The 14,973-nt window shown below is 41.2% G+C and carries 15 protein-coding genes; 13 read left to right on the forward strand and 2 right to left on the reverse strand.

What is annotated here, in order from left to right:
* Window positions 1-12: 12 nt before the first annotated feature.
* The 7 genes from AB5754_RS01905 (at window position 13) to AB5754_RS01935 (ending at window position 7,222) form a co-directional block, all read left to right on the forward strand.
* Complete coding sequence (locus AB5754_RS01905; protein ID WP_368252293.1) at window positions 13-594, forward strand: hypothetical protein; 582 nt, start codon at window positions 13-15, stop codon at window positions 592-594.
* Window positions 595-619: 25 nt separating this feature from the next.
* On the forward strand, window positions 620-1,615 hold the full coding sequence (locus tag AB5754_RS01910; protein WP_368252292.1) for a V-type ATPase subunit: 996 nt from the start codon (window positions 620-622) through the stop codon (window positions 1,613-1,615).
* Window positions 1,605-1,916 (forward strand): V-type ATP synthase subunit F, encoded by a 312-nt coding sequence (locus tag AB5754_RS01915; RefSeq protein ID WP_368259447.1) that lies wholly within the window; start codon window positions 1,605-1,607, stop codon window positions 1,914-1,916. The genes AB5754_RS01910 and AB5754_RS01915 overlap by 11 nt, the downstream gene beginning before the upstream one ends.
* A 13-nt stretch (window positions 1,917-1,929) precedes the next feature.
* Window positions 1,930-3,711: a V-type ATP synthase subunit A gene (locus AB5754_RS01920; protein ID WP_368252471.1), complete on the forward strand. Its 1,782-nt coding sequence runs from the start codon at window positions 1,930-1,932 to the stop codon at window positions 3,709-3,711.
* Entirely contained in the window at window positions 3,704-5,083 is a 1,380-nt protein-coding gene (locus AB5754_RS01925; RefSeq protein WP_368252472.1) for a V-type ATP synthase subunit B, read from the forward strand. Before AB5754_RS01920 ends, AB5754_RS01925 begins: the two co-directional genes overlap by 8 nt.
* A gap of 3 nt (window positions 5,084-5,086) precedes the next feature.
* Window positions 5,087-5,716 carry a V-type ATP synthase subunit D gene (locus AB5754_RS01930; protein ID WP_368252473.1) on the forward strand — a complete coding sequence of 210 codons (630 nt, stop codon included), beginning with the start codon at window positions 5,087-5,089 and terminating at the stop codon, window positions 5,714-5,716.
* A gap of 147 nt (window positions 5,717-5,863) precedes the next feature.
* Window positions 5,864-7,222 carry a TrkH family potassium uptake protein gene (locus AB5754_RS01935; RefSeq protein WP_311834516.1) on the forward strand — a complete coding sequence of 453 codons (1,359 nt, stop codon included), beginning with the start codon at window positions 5,864-5,866 and terminating at the stop codon, window positions 7,220-7,222.
* Window positions 7,223-7,658: 436 nt separating this feature from the next.
* Here AB5754_RS01935 and AB5754_RS01940 read toward each other — a convergent pair whose 3' ends face one another.
* Window positions 7,659-8,276 (reverse strand): SOS response-associated peptidase, encoded by a 618-nt coding sequence (locus AB5754_RS01940; protein ID WP_368252503.1) that lies wholly within the window; start codon window positions 8,274-8,276, stop codon window positions 7,659-7,661.
* A gap of 76 nt (window positions 8,277-8,352) precedes the next feature.
* Between AB5754_RS01940 and AB5754_RS01945 the strand changes: the two genes are divergently transcribed.
* The 6 genes from AB5754_RS01945 to AB5754_RS01970 all read left to right on the forward strand — a co-directional run bounded on the left by AB5754_RS01945 (window position 8,353) and on the right by AB5754_RS01970 (window position 14,002).
* Window positions 8,353-9,009 (forward strand): endonuclease III domain-containing protein, encoded by a 657-nt coding sequence (locus tag AB5754_RS01945; protein ID WP_368252504.1) that lies wholly within the window; start codon window positions 8,353-8,355, stop codon window positions 9,007-9,009.
* Window positions 9,002-9,871 carry an AraC family transcriptional regulator gene (locus AB5754_RS01950; protein WP_368259448.1) on the forward strand — a complete coding sequence of 290 codons (870 nt, stop codon included), beginning with the start codon at window positions 9,002-9,004 and terminating at the stop codon, window positions 9,869-9,871. Before AB5754_RS01945 ends, AB5754_RS01950 begins: the two co-directional genes overlap by 8 nt.
* A gap of 231 nt (window positions 9,872-10,102) precedes the next feature.
* Window positions 10,103-11,179 (forward strand): Gfo/Idh/MocA family protein, encoded by a 1,077-nt coding sequence (locus AB5754_RS01955; RefSeq protein WP_368252232.1) that lies wholly within the window; start codon window positions 10,103-10,105, stop codon window positions 11,177-11,179.
* A gap of 28 nt (window positions 11,180-11,207) precedes the next feature.
* Entirely contained in the window at window positions 11,208-11,918 is a 711-nt protein-coding gene (locus AB5754_RS01960) for a ThuA domain-containing protein (protein ID WP_368252233.1), read from the forward strand.
* Window positions 11,919-11,940: 22 nt separating this feature from the next.
* Window positions 11,941-12,909, forward strand: coding sequence for a sugar phosphate isomerase/epimerase family protein (locus AB5754_RS01965; RefSeq protein WP_368252234.1), 969 nt, complete (start codon window positions 11,941-11,943; stop codon window positions 12,907-12,909).
* A 55-nt stretch (window positions 12,910-12,964) separates the two neighbouring features.
* Complete coding sequence (locus AB5754_RS01970) at window positions 12,965-14,002, forward strand: Gfo/Idh/MocA family protein (protein WP_368252235.1); 1,038 nt, start codon at window positions 12,965-12,967, stop codon at window positions 14,000-14,002.
* Window positions 14,003-14,101: 99 nt separating this feature from the next.
* On the opposite strand, the gene AB5754_RS01975 is transcribed toward AB5754_RS01970, so the two are convergent.
* On the reverse strand, window positions 14,102-14,854 hold the full coding sequence (locus AB5754_RS01975; RefSeq protein ID WP_311834524.1) for a TMEM175 family protein: 753 nt from the start codon (window positions 14,852-14,854) through the stop codon (window positions 14,102-14,104).
* Between the last annotated feature and the right edge of the window lie 119 nt (window positions 14,855-14,973).

A 14,973-nucleotide genomic window follows, 5' to 3' on the forward strand; every position in this document is an offset into this window, starting at 1 on the left:
GGAGGAATTTAGATGGATGCAATTGATAACATAATCGCGGAAATTGACCGTAAAGCGGCTCAAGAGCGCAATCAGCAAAAAGTAGAAGAAGAAGGAAAAATTATTGCTTGGTATGAAAAAGAAGTAGCCAAAGCAAAAGTGCTCCACGAAGAACAATTGACCAAACAAAGTAAAACGTTAGAGCAAAAGTTCAAACAATTAGCTTCTCGTCAACAAATGGATGTACGTCAAGAAACCTTAGTCCAAAAACAGGACTACTTAGATCAGCTTTTTGAAGAAGCCTATGACCAGATGAAGGCTTGGGACAAAGAAGCGATTCAAAGGTTCGCCAAGCATAATTTAAAAGCTTTGGATTTAAAGGAAGCCGCTGTTTTATTACCAGCAGGCCCCAAGGTCACAGAAGCATTGACGAAAGACTTTATTCAGTCATTGAATCTTTCTTATCCACTAAGTCTAGGCAAAGGGAGTCAAACTAGTTCAGCTGGCTTTTTGGTCGATGTCAATGGTGTGCAATACAATTTCTTGTATCGGGATTTATTACAAGAAGTCCGCAATCAGGCTGGCAATGAACTATCGAAAAAACTATTCTCTTAATTGGAAACTAAAAGGAGGAAGGTACGTGTCACAACCGATATATCACCAACTCAATCCTCTGATTCGTCTGAAAGAAAATGAACTGCTAACCCCAGAAATATTTCAACAGTTAATTGAAGCCAATGACTTTAAGCAGATTGAAACAATTCTCTCTGGTACGGTCTATGGGTCGTACTTGACGGAAAATTTCGAAAAAAACTTTGAAAAGTCTTTGGATCAAGAACTACTGACTACCTTTTCTGAATTAGCAGAAGCGGCACCGAATCCAGACCTTGTGTGGATTTATACGATGCGCTATACCTTTCACAATCTCAAAGTATTGACAAAAGCTTTTTATACAAAGAACAATTACGATGGGCTTTATTTGCCCGATGGCATTTATGAAGCGGAAGAATTAAAAAACGCCGTAGAAACTGGTAAATCCTCAGTTTTACCAAAAAGTCTTTTAAAAAGTATTATAGAAGTTCGTGATTATATGGAAGAATCCAACATCATGCAAGGAATTGACGTGATTTATGATCGTCAGTTTTTAACCGAGCAACGGCGCTTAGCTGACGAGTTGGATGAGCCAGTCTTAACAAGAGAAATCATCACTTTTATCGACTTAACCAATCTCACCACGGCACTGCGCTGTTTAGCCCAAAAGCGAACAAAAGGTTTTATGTCTACGGTTTTATCTAGCTCGGGAAGTATTCCTAAAGATACTTTAATGGGCTTTGCGGAAAAAGGTTTACCCGCTTTTGTGGAATTTATTAAAGCTTCAGAATATGGTGATTTACTTGAGTCAGTCTTTGAAAGCGAAGAAATCAATTATGCTCGCTTGGATCTTTTAAAAGACGATTACTTAACGGAACTTTTAGATGGTGCCCAGACCACTGCCTTTGGTCCATTGCCACTTTTAGCCTTTTTAAACAGCAAAGATATCGAAGTGAAAAATTTACGTTTAATCTTAGTAGGCAAACGCAGCGGCTTTACCAAAGATCAGATTAGAGAAAGGATGCGGATGACCTATGGCCTATAAAATTGGGGTAATTGGGGACAAAGAGTCCGTACTGCCTTTTAAATTATTTGGCTTCAGCGTGTATTTTGCCACAGATAAAAAAGCAACTCAAAAAGCATTAAAACAACTGGTAAAAGAAGAATACGGGATAATCTATATCACCGAAACTTGTGCCAGCACGATCAAAGAAGAAATTGACCGCTTGCAAACCCAACTGCAACCAGCCATCGTTTTGATTCCCAATCATGACGGTAGCTTAGGAATTGGCCTAGAAGCCATCCAGCAGAATGTGGAAAAAGCCGTTGGTCAAAACATCTTGTAAAGGAGCTGAAATCGTGGAAATCGGAAATATTGTGAAAGTTTCAGGTCCATTAGTAATGGCAGAAAATATGGGCCATGCAAGTATTCAAGATATTTGTTATGTAGGAGATTTAGGCGTGATTGGGGAAATTATCGAAATGCGAGGCGATGTGGCTTCCATTCAGGTTTATGAAGAAACCGCCGGCATTGGACCAGGTGAACCAGTCCGTTCCACAGGAGAAGCTCTTTCAGTGGAGTTGGCTCCGGGGATTGTTTCCCAGATGTTTGATGGGATTCAACGTCCTCTAGATCAATTTCTCCAACAAACCCACAGCAATTTCTTAGCTCGGGGGGTACAAATCAAACCTTTGAATCACGAGAAAAAATGGCAGTTTGAACCGATAGCAAAAGTGGGACAAGAAGTTTCCACTGGCGACATTATCGGAACTGTGCAAGAAACAAAAATTATCCAACATAAAATTATGGTCCCCGTTGGCGTGAAAGGAACACTAACCGCTGTTTATCCTGGGGAACATACCATTGATGAAACCGTCTTTGTGATCAACAACGGCGAGGTAGACCAAGAATTCACTATGTTGCAAAAATGGCCCGTGCGTCGTCCGCGACCAGTCAAAGAAAAATTAAATCCTGAAGCACCGATGATTACCGGACAACGGGTTATCGATACCTTCTTTCCTGTAACAAAAGGAGGAGCTGCGGCGGTACCAGGACCATTTGGTGCGGGTAAAACTGTCGTCCAACACCAAATTGCCAAATGGGCAGATGTGGACTTGGTGGTGTACGTAGGTTGTGGGGAACGAGGCAACGAAATGACTGACGTTATGAATGAATTCCCTGAACTGATTGACCCGAATACTGGCGAATCATTAATGGAACGGACGATTTTAATCGCCAACACATCCAATATGCCGGTAGCTGCTCGGGAAGCTTCCATTTACACGGGGATTACCATTGCGGAATATTTCCGGGATATGGGTTATTCGGTGGCGATTATGGCAGATTCTACTTCTCGTTGGGCAGAAGCATTACGGGAAATGAGTGGCCGTTTGGAAGAAATGCCTGGAGATGAAGGCTATCCTGCTTACCTCGGTTCTCGTTTGGCGGAATACTATGAACGGGCCGGTAAAGTCATCACATTAGGTCAAGAGGGGCGTGGCGGGAGTATCACCGCTATTTCTGCGGTATCGCCTTCTGGTGGGGATATTTCCGAACCTGTCACTCAAAATACGTTACGGGTAGTAAAAGTATTTTGGGGGTTAGATTCCACATTAGCTCAGCAACGCCATTTTCCATCTATTGATTGGTTGCAAAGCTATTCCTTGTATTCCAATGAAGTGGGCCAATACTTAGACCAACAAATGCAAGTGAATTGGTCGGCTTTAGTACGCGATGCCATGCGCATGTTGCAAAAAGAATCAGAATTACAAGAAATCGTTCGTCTTGTAGGGATTGATTCATTGTCTGCTAAAGACCAGTTATTATTGGAAGTAACCAAATCCATTCGAGAAGACTACTTGCAACAAAACGCCTTTGACGATGTGGACACCTTTACGTCTCGAGAAAAACAATTCCAAATGTTAAGTAATATCCTAATCTTTGGTCAAGAAGCGACCAATGCTTTGGAATTAGGTTCTTATTTAAATGAAATTATGGATGGAACAGTGATTTTACGAGATAAACTGGCTCGTATGAAATACATCCCCGAAACAGAATTATCCAAAATCACCGACTTGGAACAAGAAATCAAGACTACCATTAAAAATATTATTCAAAAAGGGGGCATGACCAATGATTAAAGAATACAAAACAATCGGTGAAGTTGTCGGCCCTCTAATGGCAGTGGACCGGGTCACTGGAGTTAAATATGAAGAACTGATCGAAATTCGGATGCAAAATGGTGAACTAAGAAAAGGCCAAGTTTTGGAATTACAAGATGACAAAGCTTTAGTGCAGATTTTCGAAGGTACTTCTGGAATTAATATGCGAGATTCGGCGGTACGCTTTTTAGGTCATCCACTTGAATTGGGTGTCTCAGAAGATATGATTGGTCGGGTCTTTGATGGATTAGGGCGTCCAAAAGACAATGGGCCTGAAATCCTTCCTGAAAAAATGTTGGATATCAATGGGGAAGTGATTAACCCCATGGCCCGGGATTACCCCGATGAATTTATCCAAACGGGAATTTCTTCCATTGACCATTTGAACACCTTGGTTCGGGGCCAAAAATTACCGGTATTCTCCGGTTCTGGTTTGCCTCATAAAGAATTAGCAGCCCAAATCGCTCGGCAAGCTACAGTGTTAAATGCTGATGATGATTTTGCCGTAGTTTTTGCGGGCATTGGGATTACCTTTGAAGAAGCGGAGTACTTCATGGAAGACTTCCGAAAAACTGGTGCCATTGATCGTTCTGTGGTCTTTATGAACTTGGCTAATGATCCAGCCATTGAACGGATTGCAACGCCACGGATGGCTTTGACTGCGGCGGAGTACTTGGCCTATGAAAAAGGCATGCACGTCTTAGTGATCATGACCGACATGACCAACTACTGTGAAGCGTTACGAGAAATCTCTGCTGCACGGCGGGAAGTTCCTGGTCGTCGTGGGTACCCGGGGTATTTGTACACGAACTTGGCAACTTTGTATGAACGGGCCGGACGAATCAAAGGCTTGAAGGGGTCAGTGACTCAGATTCCGATTTTAACCATGCCGGAAGATGATAAAACCCATCCGATTCCCGATTTAACCGGCTATATCACAGAAGGACAAATCATCTTGTCCCGGGAATTGTACAAGAGCGGGATTCAACCACCAATTGATGTCTTACCTTCCTTGTCTCGTCTAAAAGACAAAGGGACCGGAGAAGGCAAAACCCGGGGCGATCATGCGGCGACTATGAACCAACTCTTTTCAGCTTATGCCCAAGGGAAACAAGCCAAAGAACTCGCCGTAGTCTTAGGGGATTCTGCCTTATCTGAGGTTGATAAGATTTACGCCAAATTTGCAGAACGCTTTGAAGAAGAATACGTCAACCAAGGCTACAATACTAATCGAGACATCTTTGAAACCTTAGATCTAGGCTGGAAACTCTTGAGTATTCTGCCTCGGACTGAATTAAAACGGATTAAAGACGACATGATTGATGAATATTTGCCGGATAAAGGGGTGTAGCCCATGGCAAAGCTGAATGTGAATCCAACTCGAATGGAACTGGCTCGTCTGCAAAAGCAGCTGAAAACCGCCAAACGAGGGCATAAGCTTTTAAAAGACAAACAAGACGAGCTCATGCGCCAGTTTATCTTACTGGTGAAACAAAACAACACCATGCGCCAAAAAGTCGAAACGATGATGACCAGTGCGATGCGTTCTTTTCGCTTGGCTAGCGCTACGTTAAACAGTTCGTTTATTGAGGAACTCTTTATCTTGCCAGCCGCTCAAGTAGAGTTAGAACTGGATCAAAAAAATATCATGAGTGTAGAAGTTCCCGTAATGAACTTTAGTTACGATGAGGACTTGGTGGCTTCGCCTATTGAATACGGCTATTTAAACTCCAACGTCCCACTGGATAATTCCATCTCTCGTTTTACTGATGTTTTGCCTGAGTTATTGGCCTTAACCGAAGTGGAAAAGACTTGCCAACTAATGGCAGGAGAAATAGAAAAAACGCGTCGTCGGGTAAATGCTTTGGAATATATGACCATCCCAGAATTGGAAGAAACCATTTATTTTATCAAGATGAAGCTGGAAGAAAACGAACGAGCAGAAGTTACCAGAATGATTAAGATTAAAAATATGAATCGCTAAGGTTGTACATTTTTTTAAACCCAACCATCCCCGTCTCGTTCAGGAAATCACGGTGAACGAGGCGGGGATTTCTTTTGTCCTTTGTCTTGATTCTTTTCTAAAACTTCTCTATGATTGATTTATACTTTTACCCAAGAAGGGATCTTTATGAAAAGAAAAATGTACCGTCGCTATGACTTAACCACCCCTCAATTGATCAGTCTAGGCTTTGCCAGTTTGATTTTATTAGGGGCCATTTTATTAACATTACCCATTTCCAGTCAATCCGGGAAAATCACGCCGTTTATTGACGCTTTGTTTACCACTACGTCTGCTACCTGTGTTACGGGACTGACCACCTTAAATACCGCAGAACACTGGAGTCTTTTTGGGCAAGTGGTGATTATTACTTTAATTGAAATTGGCGGACTTGGCTTTATGTCGATTCCTGTTATCTTTTATTTTATTTCCCGCAAAAAGATTAATTTAAGCACACGGATGATTTTGCGAGATTCTTTAAATACGCCAACCATGAGTGGGGAAGTCAGTTTAATGCGCTATATTTTGAAAACGGCTTTTCTGATTCAAGGCTTAGGGATGGCGGCATTAGCCATTGATTTTGTACCACGCTATGGTTGGGGAAAAGGTTTATGGTTTAGCTTTTTCCACGCCATTTCCAGTTTTTGTAATGCCGGCTTTGATTTATTTGGCGACAGCTTGGTGCCTTTTCAAGAAGATCCTTGGGTCTTATTTGTAGTCATGTTTTTGATTATTGCTGGCGGACTTGGCTTTTTGGTGTGGTATGATCTCATGGGATTGCGAAAAAAACGGCGCATGACCTTGCATTCTAAAATTGCGCTACTGATTACCGGTAGTTTATTGGCATTTGGCACATTGGGCTTTTTTATCACAGAAGGGCTGAATACTTCATTGATTGACAGTGACAATCCTTTTAGTCGCTTTGCCAATACGATGTTTATGGCAGTGACTCCGCGAACTGCGGGATATTATTCCATTGACTACTTCCAAATGAGTCATGCGGGATTGATTTTGACCATGATTTTAATGTTTATCGGCGGGACTTCTGGATCCACAGCGGGAGGGTTGAAGACTACCACTTTTGGCGTATTGCTATTAAAAGTCAAAAGCATCTTCCAAGGTCGTAGTCATGCAGAGTTCGCCAACCGGACCATTAAAGATGATGTGGTGAATCGTGCGATGAGTTTGTTTTTCATTACTTTGTCTTTGTGTATTTTTGCTACGATGATCTTATCGGTAACGGAAAGAATTCCCAATGTGGATCAACTAGGGTTAGAATATATCGCCTTTGAAGTGGTTTCTGCTTTTGGAACAGTTGGTTTGACCATGGGAATCACCCCGGATTTAACGATGATTGGCAAAGTGATAATTATTTCATTGATGTTTATCGGCCGAGTTGGTATTATGACTGTTGTCTTCTCCTTAGTTCGTCGTCCAGAAAAAGAGGGTAACTTTAAATATCCAGATGAATCGGTGATGATTGGCTAATAGGAAAAAGACACTGTAACAGTAGTCGCATTACCGTCTTACAAACCGAACATTACCAAAGGTGAATCGTAAGCAAAAGAAAGGGGATGTGACATAAGTAACTAATAAACAAAAAATAGCGAACGTTTTGATTTTAAGTCAAATAAATGTACGTTTGAAAATTAATCGTGAAGAAGTCGTGTTTCAGTCCGTAGAAGAAACATTACCATACGTGTTCAGAGAAAAAGTGAATTACGGTGACTTAGCTTGATGAAATCAAGGTTAGTCACCGTTTGAAATTTTTAGAAATGAAAAGACGAGACTCTTCCTATGTTCCTTCATGAAAGAGTCTCGTCTTTTGCTTTCGTCTCACGTATAGTAATGTTCGGTTCGGAGGACTGGAATACGACTTTTGTCACAGCACTTTCTTTTCATTTGTCTCAATTTGAGAAAGTGCTTATTCCAGCTCCAACTCCATCTGATTTTGAGGATTTGTCTGTTCTTTTTTAGAAACAGGGGTAATGATCAACGGGGTTTCATCTACTTTATGCAGTAATTTGCGTGCCGCCTTCGTATTTTCCAGCCAAGAGCGAGCATCTTTTTTAGCAATAATTAACGGCATCCGGTTGTGAATGGGTTCCACTGTAGCATTTGGAGCTGTAGTTAAAATGACCGATTCAATGCGACCGTCTTTTACTCGATACACCCCTGCCACATACATCACTTCTTTTTTGGGCAATGTGAACAAAAGCTGTTCTTTTGCTTTATTCCATTCATAAAAGCCGGACATGGGAAAGAGGCAACGATGAAAGGGAAATTCATTGCGAAAAGTGGGCTTTTCTTCTAGAGTTTCGCTACGGGCATTGATCAAAAGTTGTTTATTTTGATGATTGGAAAATCCCCAAGTGGTCAGAGCCACCCGGAGTTTGTGATCTTCCCCAAGACCTAGTGTAATGACCTCTTCAGAAGGAGGAATCTCACCTATTTTAAGGTCGTCTTGCTTGATTTGAAAAGCCATTTTGTAATACTCGTTTAACTCTCCGGTATCAGGATCAAAGAGATAGCGTCCACACATCAGGACACCTCCTAGCATATGATTGTGTCCTTTATTTTAACAGCTTTTCTTCGTATAATAAAATGAGGTGTTTTTGATGCAAGAAAGAACAATCAAAGAAATCTATCAAAGGCTGCTTTTCCATCAAGGTCCCTCTGGGTGGTGGCCAGCAAATAGCAAAGTAGAGATTTTACTAGGAGCGATTCTGGTGCAAAATACGAACTGGCAAAATGCAGCTCGCTCTTTGGAAAATTTAAAAATTGCTACAGACTTTACCCCAAAGCAACTCTGTCAACTGTCTCAAGGCGAAATCCGGGACTTGATCCGCCCCAGTGGCTTTTATCAAAATAAAAGTCGTGGAATTAAAGAACTCCTTGTTTTTTTGGACAACTGGGATTTTAATTATGGAAAAATTGCTGATTATTATGGAGAAAATTTGCGAAAAGTCTTATTGCAATTGCACGGTATTGGCGAAGAGACAGCGGATGTTTTGTTACTCTATGTCTTTGATCAAGTGGTGTTTGTAGCGGATACTTATGCTCGCCGTTTGTTTGCCAATCTGGGAATGAACAGTCAAACCTACCGACAATTAGCCAATCAAATCGACTTAGTAGAATTCACATTAACAGAAGCCCAAGACTTCCACGGGCAAATTGATGAATTTGGTAAAGAATGGCTACGAGGAAAAGACCGCTTTGGTGAGAGTTTTTTGGCAGATATTTTATTGATTGGAAAGAAGGAGGACCATGAGTAATTATTTAGAAATCACCCATTTAAAACAAGAATTTCCTTTCCGGGCTTTTTTAAATGATGGTTGGGCGATTACCTATCCCCATTTCCATAAAGAAATTGAAATTATTCACACGAAAAAAGGCAAAGTCAATATTGGAGTAGGACAAAAATTAATCGAATTAGCAGAAGGGGAGACCTATTTTTTCCCCAGTGGTCAGCCCCATTATTTTTTAGCTTCTCCTGATAGTGAACGTTGTGTTTTTCAATTTGATTTATTGATGTTTGATGAAGTGAATTTAAGACGGCCGGAAGATCCTACCTTATTTGCATTGTTTGAACAAGGAGAGCCCTTAAGCCGTAACTGGCCGGCTGACTTTGCTAAAAGGATGACAGACTTATTATTGGCTTTGTTTTCGGCTCAAGAACAGGATACTACGGGAGAGCGGTTTCGAATCATTGCTTTGTTGCATTTACTAGTGGCAGATTTTTATCGGGAACTCCCCTCAAAAAAAGAAAGAGTTTCCATCACGCAACCAGCAGCAGTAAAATACCAAGAAACTTTGGACCAGCTAAATGTGGTTTTTGACTTGATTGAAAATCATTACCAAGAAAGTTTAACCTTAGAAGAAGTAGCCAAAGAAGTCGGTTTTTCTCCTTATTACTTCACTCGTTTTTTCAAGAAAAACACCGGGCAAACATTCGGTCAATTTTTAACGGATTACCGAGTCAATCAAGCAAAATTTATCTTAGCTAGCGAAAAGATTCCCATGGTAGAGGTGGCAGAGAAAGCCGGGTTTGCCAGCGTAAAGACTTTTCACCATGTCTTTAAAGAAGCGGTGGGTATTTCCCCATTGAAATACCAGAAGAATATTCTCAAGGGTTGATTTCAATTCTTTGAATATTAGACACTTCGATTGAGAGGTGTCTTTTTTATTGCCAATTTTCGACAGCGTTTCCAATTAGCGCAATATTCGGGAAGATTGGTGAGATTTACGGGAAGAATTTTGCCACTTGCCTCACTATAATAAAAGCAACAAAGAAAATAACGCTTTCAACAATGGAGAAAACAGGACTTCGTTAAGAAAGTGATTGTAAAACTAGGAGGTACAGAAATTATGACATTAAAAATTGGAATCATCGGGTGTGGCGGAATCGCTAACGGTAAGCATATGCCGGCATTAAAAACCATCCCAGACGTTGAAATGGTTGCTTTTTGTGATTTGATTGAAGAACGGGCAGAAAAAGCTGCGGTGGAATACGGTGGGGCAGAGGCCAGTGTTTATACAGATTACCAAGAAATGTTAGCTAATGAAGCGTTAGATGTGATTCACGTGTGTACGCCCAATTCTTCCCACAGCGCAATCACTGTGGCAGCTTTAGAAGCTGACTGTCATGTAATGTGTGAAAAACCCATGGCCAAAACCACAGCAGAAGCTCAATTAATGATTGAAGCAGCCAAACGTACTGGTAAAAAGTTGACCATTGGCTATCAAAATCGTTATCGACCAGATTCAATGTATCTTCATGAAGCTTGCCAAGATGGGGACTTAGGGGAAATTTACTTTGCCAAAGGACACGCAATTCGCCGTCGGGCAGTGCCTACATGGGGCGTTTTCCTAGATGAAGAAGCGCAAGGGGGCGGTCCATTAATTGATATTGGCACTCATGCTTTGGATCTGACTTTATGGATGATGGGTAACTACCAGCCAAAATATGTAGTGGGGAAAGCCTATCGTAAGCTTGCTGACACGAAAGATGCAGCAAACGCTTGGGGCCCTTGGGATCCGGAAAAATTCACCGTGGAAGACTCGGCCTTTGGGTTTATTATGATGGAAAACGGCGCCAGTATCTTTTTAGAATCAGCTTGGGCGCTAAATTCTCTTGACGTTAAAGAAGCCAAAACTACGCTTTGTGGGACAAAAGGCGGGGCGGATATGAACGATGGTCTAACCTTAAACGGCGAAAAGCGGGGACATTTATTTAACAATGCCATTGAGTTAGAAACCGGTGGCGTTGATTTTTACGATGGCACCGGCTCTGATCCTGCCGAAGTGGAAGCAAAAATGTGGATTGATGCCATTCTTCACGATACCGAACTAGTGGTAAAACCAGAAGAAGCTCTCGTTGTAACTCAAATTTTAGAAGGAATTTACGAATCTTCTAAAACAGGACAACCTTACTTTTTTAAATAATTTCGGAAAATAGAAACGAGGGAAAACAATGACCAGAGTAACCGTTTGGAATGAATTTCGCCATGAAAAAACCGATGCCAAAGTCCAAGCCATGTATCCAGATGGCATTCACGGACAAATTAGCCAATTTTTGACAGCAGCCGGCTTTGAAGTGACCACTGCCACCTTGGATGAAGCAGAACACGGTTTAACCGCGGAAGTGTTAGAAAAAACAGATGTCTTAATATGGTGGGGGCATAAAGCCCATGAAGAAGTAGCAGACGAAATCGTTGAAAGAGTACATCAAAAAGTTTTAGAGGGTATGGGATTGATCGTGCTCCATTCCGGTCACTTCTCCAAAATCTTTAAAAAGTTAATGGGGACTAGCTGTGATTTGAAATGGCGGGAAGATGATCGCCATGCCCGAATCTGGAATGTCAATCCTAGTCATCCGATTGTAGCAGGGATTGGGGAATGTATTGAACTGGAACAAGAAGAGATGTATGGGGAACACTTTGATATTCCCGCGCCAGACGAATTAATCTTTGTCAGCTGGTTTCCCGGTGGCGAAGTCTTTCGCAGTGGTTGTACCTTTAGCCGAGGCAATGGGAAAATCTTTTATTTCCAACCCGGTCACGAAACCTATAACAGCTATTACAACAAAAAAGTCCAACAAGTCATAATAAACGCAGTCAACTGGGCAAAAGCTACTGATAATATTCAGCCTGCTTACGGTCACTTTGACGCTTTGGAAAAATAATAAAAAAAAGGAGTCTTAACTTATGAAACTAGGTGTATTCACCCCCTTGTTTAACCAACTGTCTTTTGAAGAAATGATTGAGGTGGTAGCCAAAAAAGGTTTAGAAATGGTAGAAATTGGTACCGGTGGTTCTCCCGGGGATGCCCATTTAAACATTGACAAACTGCTAGCATCTTCTGAAGCCCGGAAAGAATATTTGGCAAAATTAGCCGATAAAGGATTGTCAATCTCAGCATTAAGCTGTCACCATAATCCAATCTCACCAATTGCCAAAACCGCTCAAGAAGCCGATGAATTGTTAAAAAAAACCATCAAGTTGGCGAGTTTAATGAATGTAGAAGTGGTCAATGGTTTTTCGGGCGTTTCTGGTGGCAATCCTACTGACACTCAAGTTAACTGGCCTACATTGCCATGGCCCACGGAATACGATGACAATTACAACTACCAATGGGAACAAAAATTGATTCCTTATTGGCAAACCGTCAATACCGAAGCCCAAGCCGCGGGTGTAAAAATCGGGATTGAACTTCACGGTGGCTTTTTGGCCCATACGCCTTACACCATGTTAAAACTTCGAGACGCCTGCGGGAAAGCTATCGGTTGTAATTTAGATCCTTCTCACTTGTGGTGGCAAGGAATTGACCCGGTAGCTGCGGTGAAGATTTTAGGAGAAGCAGGGGCGATTCATCACTTCCACGCCAAAGATACCTATTTGGATCAAGACAATATCAATATGCATGGCTTAACGGATATGCAGCCTTATAGCAATGTCAAAACCCGGGCTTGGACATTCCGCTCCGTGGGCTGTGGTCATGATTTGAAGGTGTGGTCTGATATGATTAGCGCCTTGCGAATTTATGGCTATGATTATGTTTTAAGCATTGAGCATGAAGATCCAATTATGTCCGTGGATGAAGGCTTGAATCGAGCAATTACCAATTTGCGCTCCATTATGATCAAAGAACAACCTTCTGAAATGTGGTGGACTTAATTTGAGTTGTTTTATCCAACGAACCTAAAAATTTAACAGAAAAAGAGTGAACAAAATGAAAAAATTAAGGATTGCAGTCATTGGTTATGGCGGTATGGGTTCTTACCATTTTAATCAAATTTTACCTGCAGAGCGTGATTTATTTGAACTTGTTGGAGTCTATGATCTTAAAGCTGATCGTCAAGAGTTAGCTGCTACAGCTGGCTTGAAAACCTACAAGAGCCAAGCAGAACTAGTAAATGATGCTGCTGTGGACTGTATTTTAATTGCGACTCCTAATGATAGTCACAAAGAAATCGCCATTGCCGCTTTACAAGCAGGTAAGCACGTAGTTTGCGAAAAGCCGGTCACTATGAATGCCCAAGAATTGCGAGAAATCATGGAAGTAGCAAAAAAATGTAACAAAGTCTTTATGGTTCATCAAAACCGCCGTTGGGACCCAGATTATTTGATTGTGAAAGAATTAGTGAATTCTGGAGAAATCGGGGATATCTTTCAAATTGAGTCCCGGGTTCACGGGGCAAATGGCATTCCCGGTGACTGGCGGCGTGTCAAAAAACACGGTGGAGGGATGCTCTTAGACTGGGGAATTCACTTATTGGATCAAATTCTTTGGCTGGTGGACAGTCCATTGAAAAACATCGAGGCCGATTTTAGCTATATTTTAGGGGAAGAGTGCGATGATGGCTATATCACCTATTTGACCTTTGAAAATGGCTTAAAAGTGATTACCGAAGTAGGGACGACTAATTATATTAAATTGCCTCGTTGGTATCTTAAAGGGACTAAAGGAACAGCAGAAATCAGTGATTGGGATCTTTCCGGTAAAATGGTAGTAGCAACAAATGCGGAAGTAGCGGCACCTAAGCCAATCCAAGCAGGAGTTGGCCTCACCAAAACCATGGCACCACCATCAGAAGAAGCTACAGTTACTCAAAACTTGCCAAAAGGTGTCACTCTTACTCAAAGCTTCTATCAAAATTTCTACGATGTAGTTGTAAAAAATGCGGCACCTATCGTTAAAAATGAAGAAGTGCTAAAAGTTATGGAACTGATTGATCATATCTTTGACGTGGTAGATAAACACAGTTAGGTTTATAAAAGGAAAAAGCTCGTAAAACTTTGTAAATGCCATGTTTTACAAGAACAACGAGTCATTTTCGCAATAACAACCAGTAAAGCGGGAGCAGTCTTACTCTGACTGTTCCCGCTTTACTGGTTGTCCTTCTTTTAAACTGGCTTTTAAGCGGACTTTTTTCTGCCGCCGTTGAGTGAACTGGTCGGGAAAGAAAAAGGCCAAAATTGGCAAGCTGAGATACAAAACCATGGTCACATCTGGCCACGGAATGGCAATTAAAATAAGGGCTAGATTTAGTAACAATTGCCCCCAAATTCGAATCAGCGTAATCCGATTGGAAAAATGAAAAGCGGTATCGGATTTTCCGTAATGATTGACAAAGGCAAAGCGGTAAAGCAATAATTCCGTCAGACTAACCACGAAATAAACAATCCCGAAATTCATAATAGCAAAACTACTTTGTTCTTGCATAATCCATTTGGTCATCAGCGGTAGGATGGATAATGCCGCTAAAAATAAAAAGTTCGTTAATAAAATATTCCGTCGAGCCCGCGTAATCATTCCAAAACTACGATGGTGCTGATACCAAAAATTAGCCACAATGAAAAAGCTAATCAAAAAAATCACAATAGAACGAATGAACGTCCAATAATCTACTCCCGAATCAGAGGGGAGGGGGACTTCCAAGACCATAATCGTAATAATAATGGCAATGACTCCATCATTAAACGTTTCTAAATGGCCTTTTAAACGTTCCTCTTCTTTAATTTGAATTTTAGCAAATTCTTTTTGGTGTTTTTCGTAAGCAGCACTGTCTTCTGGAAGCTGCTGGTGACTTTGACGGCGTCGCTGATTTTTTCTAGTCATTAAAATCCCTCATTTCTCATTGGCATTTTATCAAGAAAGTCACTATTTAGCGAGTAATCCCATTTAGTTAAGGTGTAAAATTTTTTATTGAGATTAGTATTCCTTAGAAATTACTAAAA

The organism is Enterococcus sp. 2201sp1_2201st1_C11_2201SCRN_220225, assembly GCF_040925905.1.
Lineage (GTDB): Bacteria > Bacillota > Bacilli > Lactobacillales > Enterococcaceae > Enterococcus_C > Enterococcus_C asini_A.

Coding starts and splice junctions, on each gene's coding strand:
- AB5754_RS01905 (WP_368252293.1), top strand. CDS start 13: ATGGATGCAATTGATAACATAATCGCGGAAATTGACCGTAAAGCGGCT.
- AB5754_RS01915 (WP_368259447.1), top strand. CDS start 1,605: ATGGCCTATAAAATTGGGGTAATTGGGGACAAAGAGTCCGTACTGCCT.
- AB5754_RS01925 (WP_368252472.1), top strand. CDS start 3,704: ATGATTAAAGAATACAAAACAATCGGTGAAGTTGTCGGCCCTCTAATG.
- AB5754_RS01930 (WP_368252473.1), top strand. CDS start 5,087: ATGGCAAAGCTGAATGTGAATCCAACTCGAATGGAACTGGCTCGTCTG.
- AB5754_RS01935 (WP_311834516.1), top strand. CDS start 5,864: ATGAAAAGAAAAATGTACCGTCGCTATGACTTAACCACCCCTCAATTG.
- AB5754_RS01940 (WP_368252503.1), bottom strand. CDS start 8,276: ATGTGTGGACGCTATCTCTTTGATCCTGATACCGGAGAGTTAAACGAG.
- AB5754_RS01945 (WP_368252504.1), top strand. CDS start 8,353: ATGCAAGAAAGAACAATCAAAGAAATCTATCAAAGGCTGCTTTTCCAT.
- AB5754_RS01950 (WP_368259448.1), top strand. CDS start 9,002: ATGAGTAATTATTTAGAAATCACCCATTTAAAACAAGAATTTCCTTTC.
- AB5754_RS01955 (WP_368252232.1), top strand. CDS start 10,103: ATGACATTAAAAATTGGAATCATCGGGTGTGGCGGAATCGCTAACGGT.
- AB5754_RS01960 (WP_368252233.1), top strand. CDS start 11,208: ATGACCAGAGTAACCGTTTGGAATGAATTTCGCCATGAAAAAACCGAT.
- AB5754_RS01965 (WP_368252234.1), top strand. CDS start 11,941: ATGAAACTAGGTGTATTCACCCCCTTGTTTAACCAACTGTCTTTTGAA.
- AB5754_RS01970 (WP_368252235.1), top strand. CDS start 12,965: ATGAAAAAATTAAGGATTGCAGTCATTGGTTATGGCGGTATGGGTTCT.
- AB5754_RS01975 (WP_311834524.1), bottom strand. CDS start 14,854: ATGACTAGAAAAAATCAGCGACGCCGTCAAAGTCACCAGCAGCTTCCA.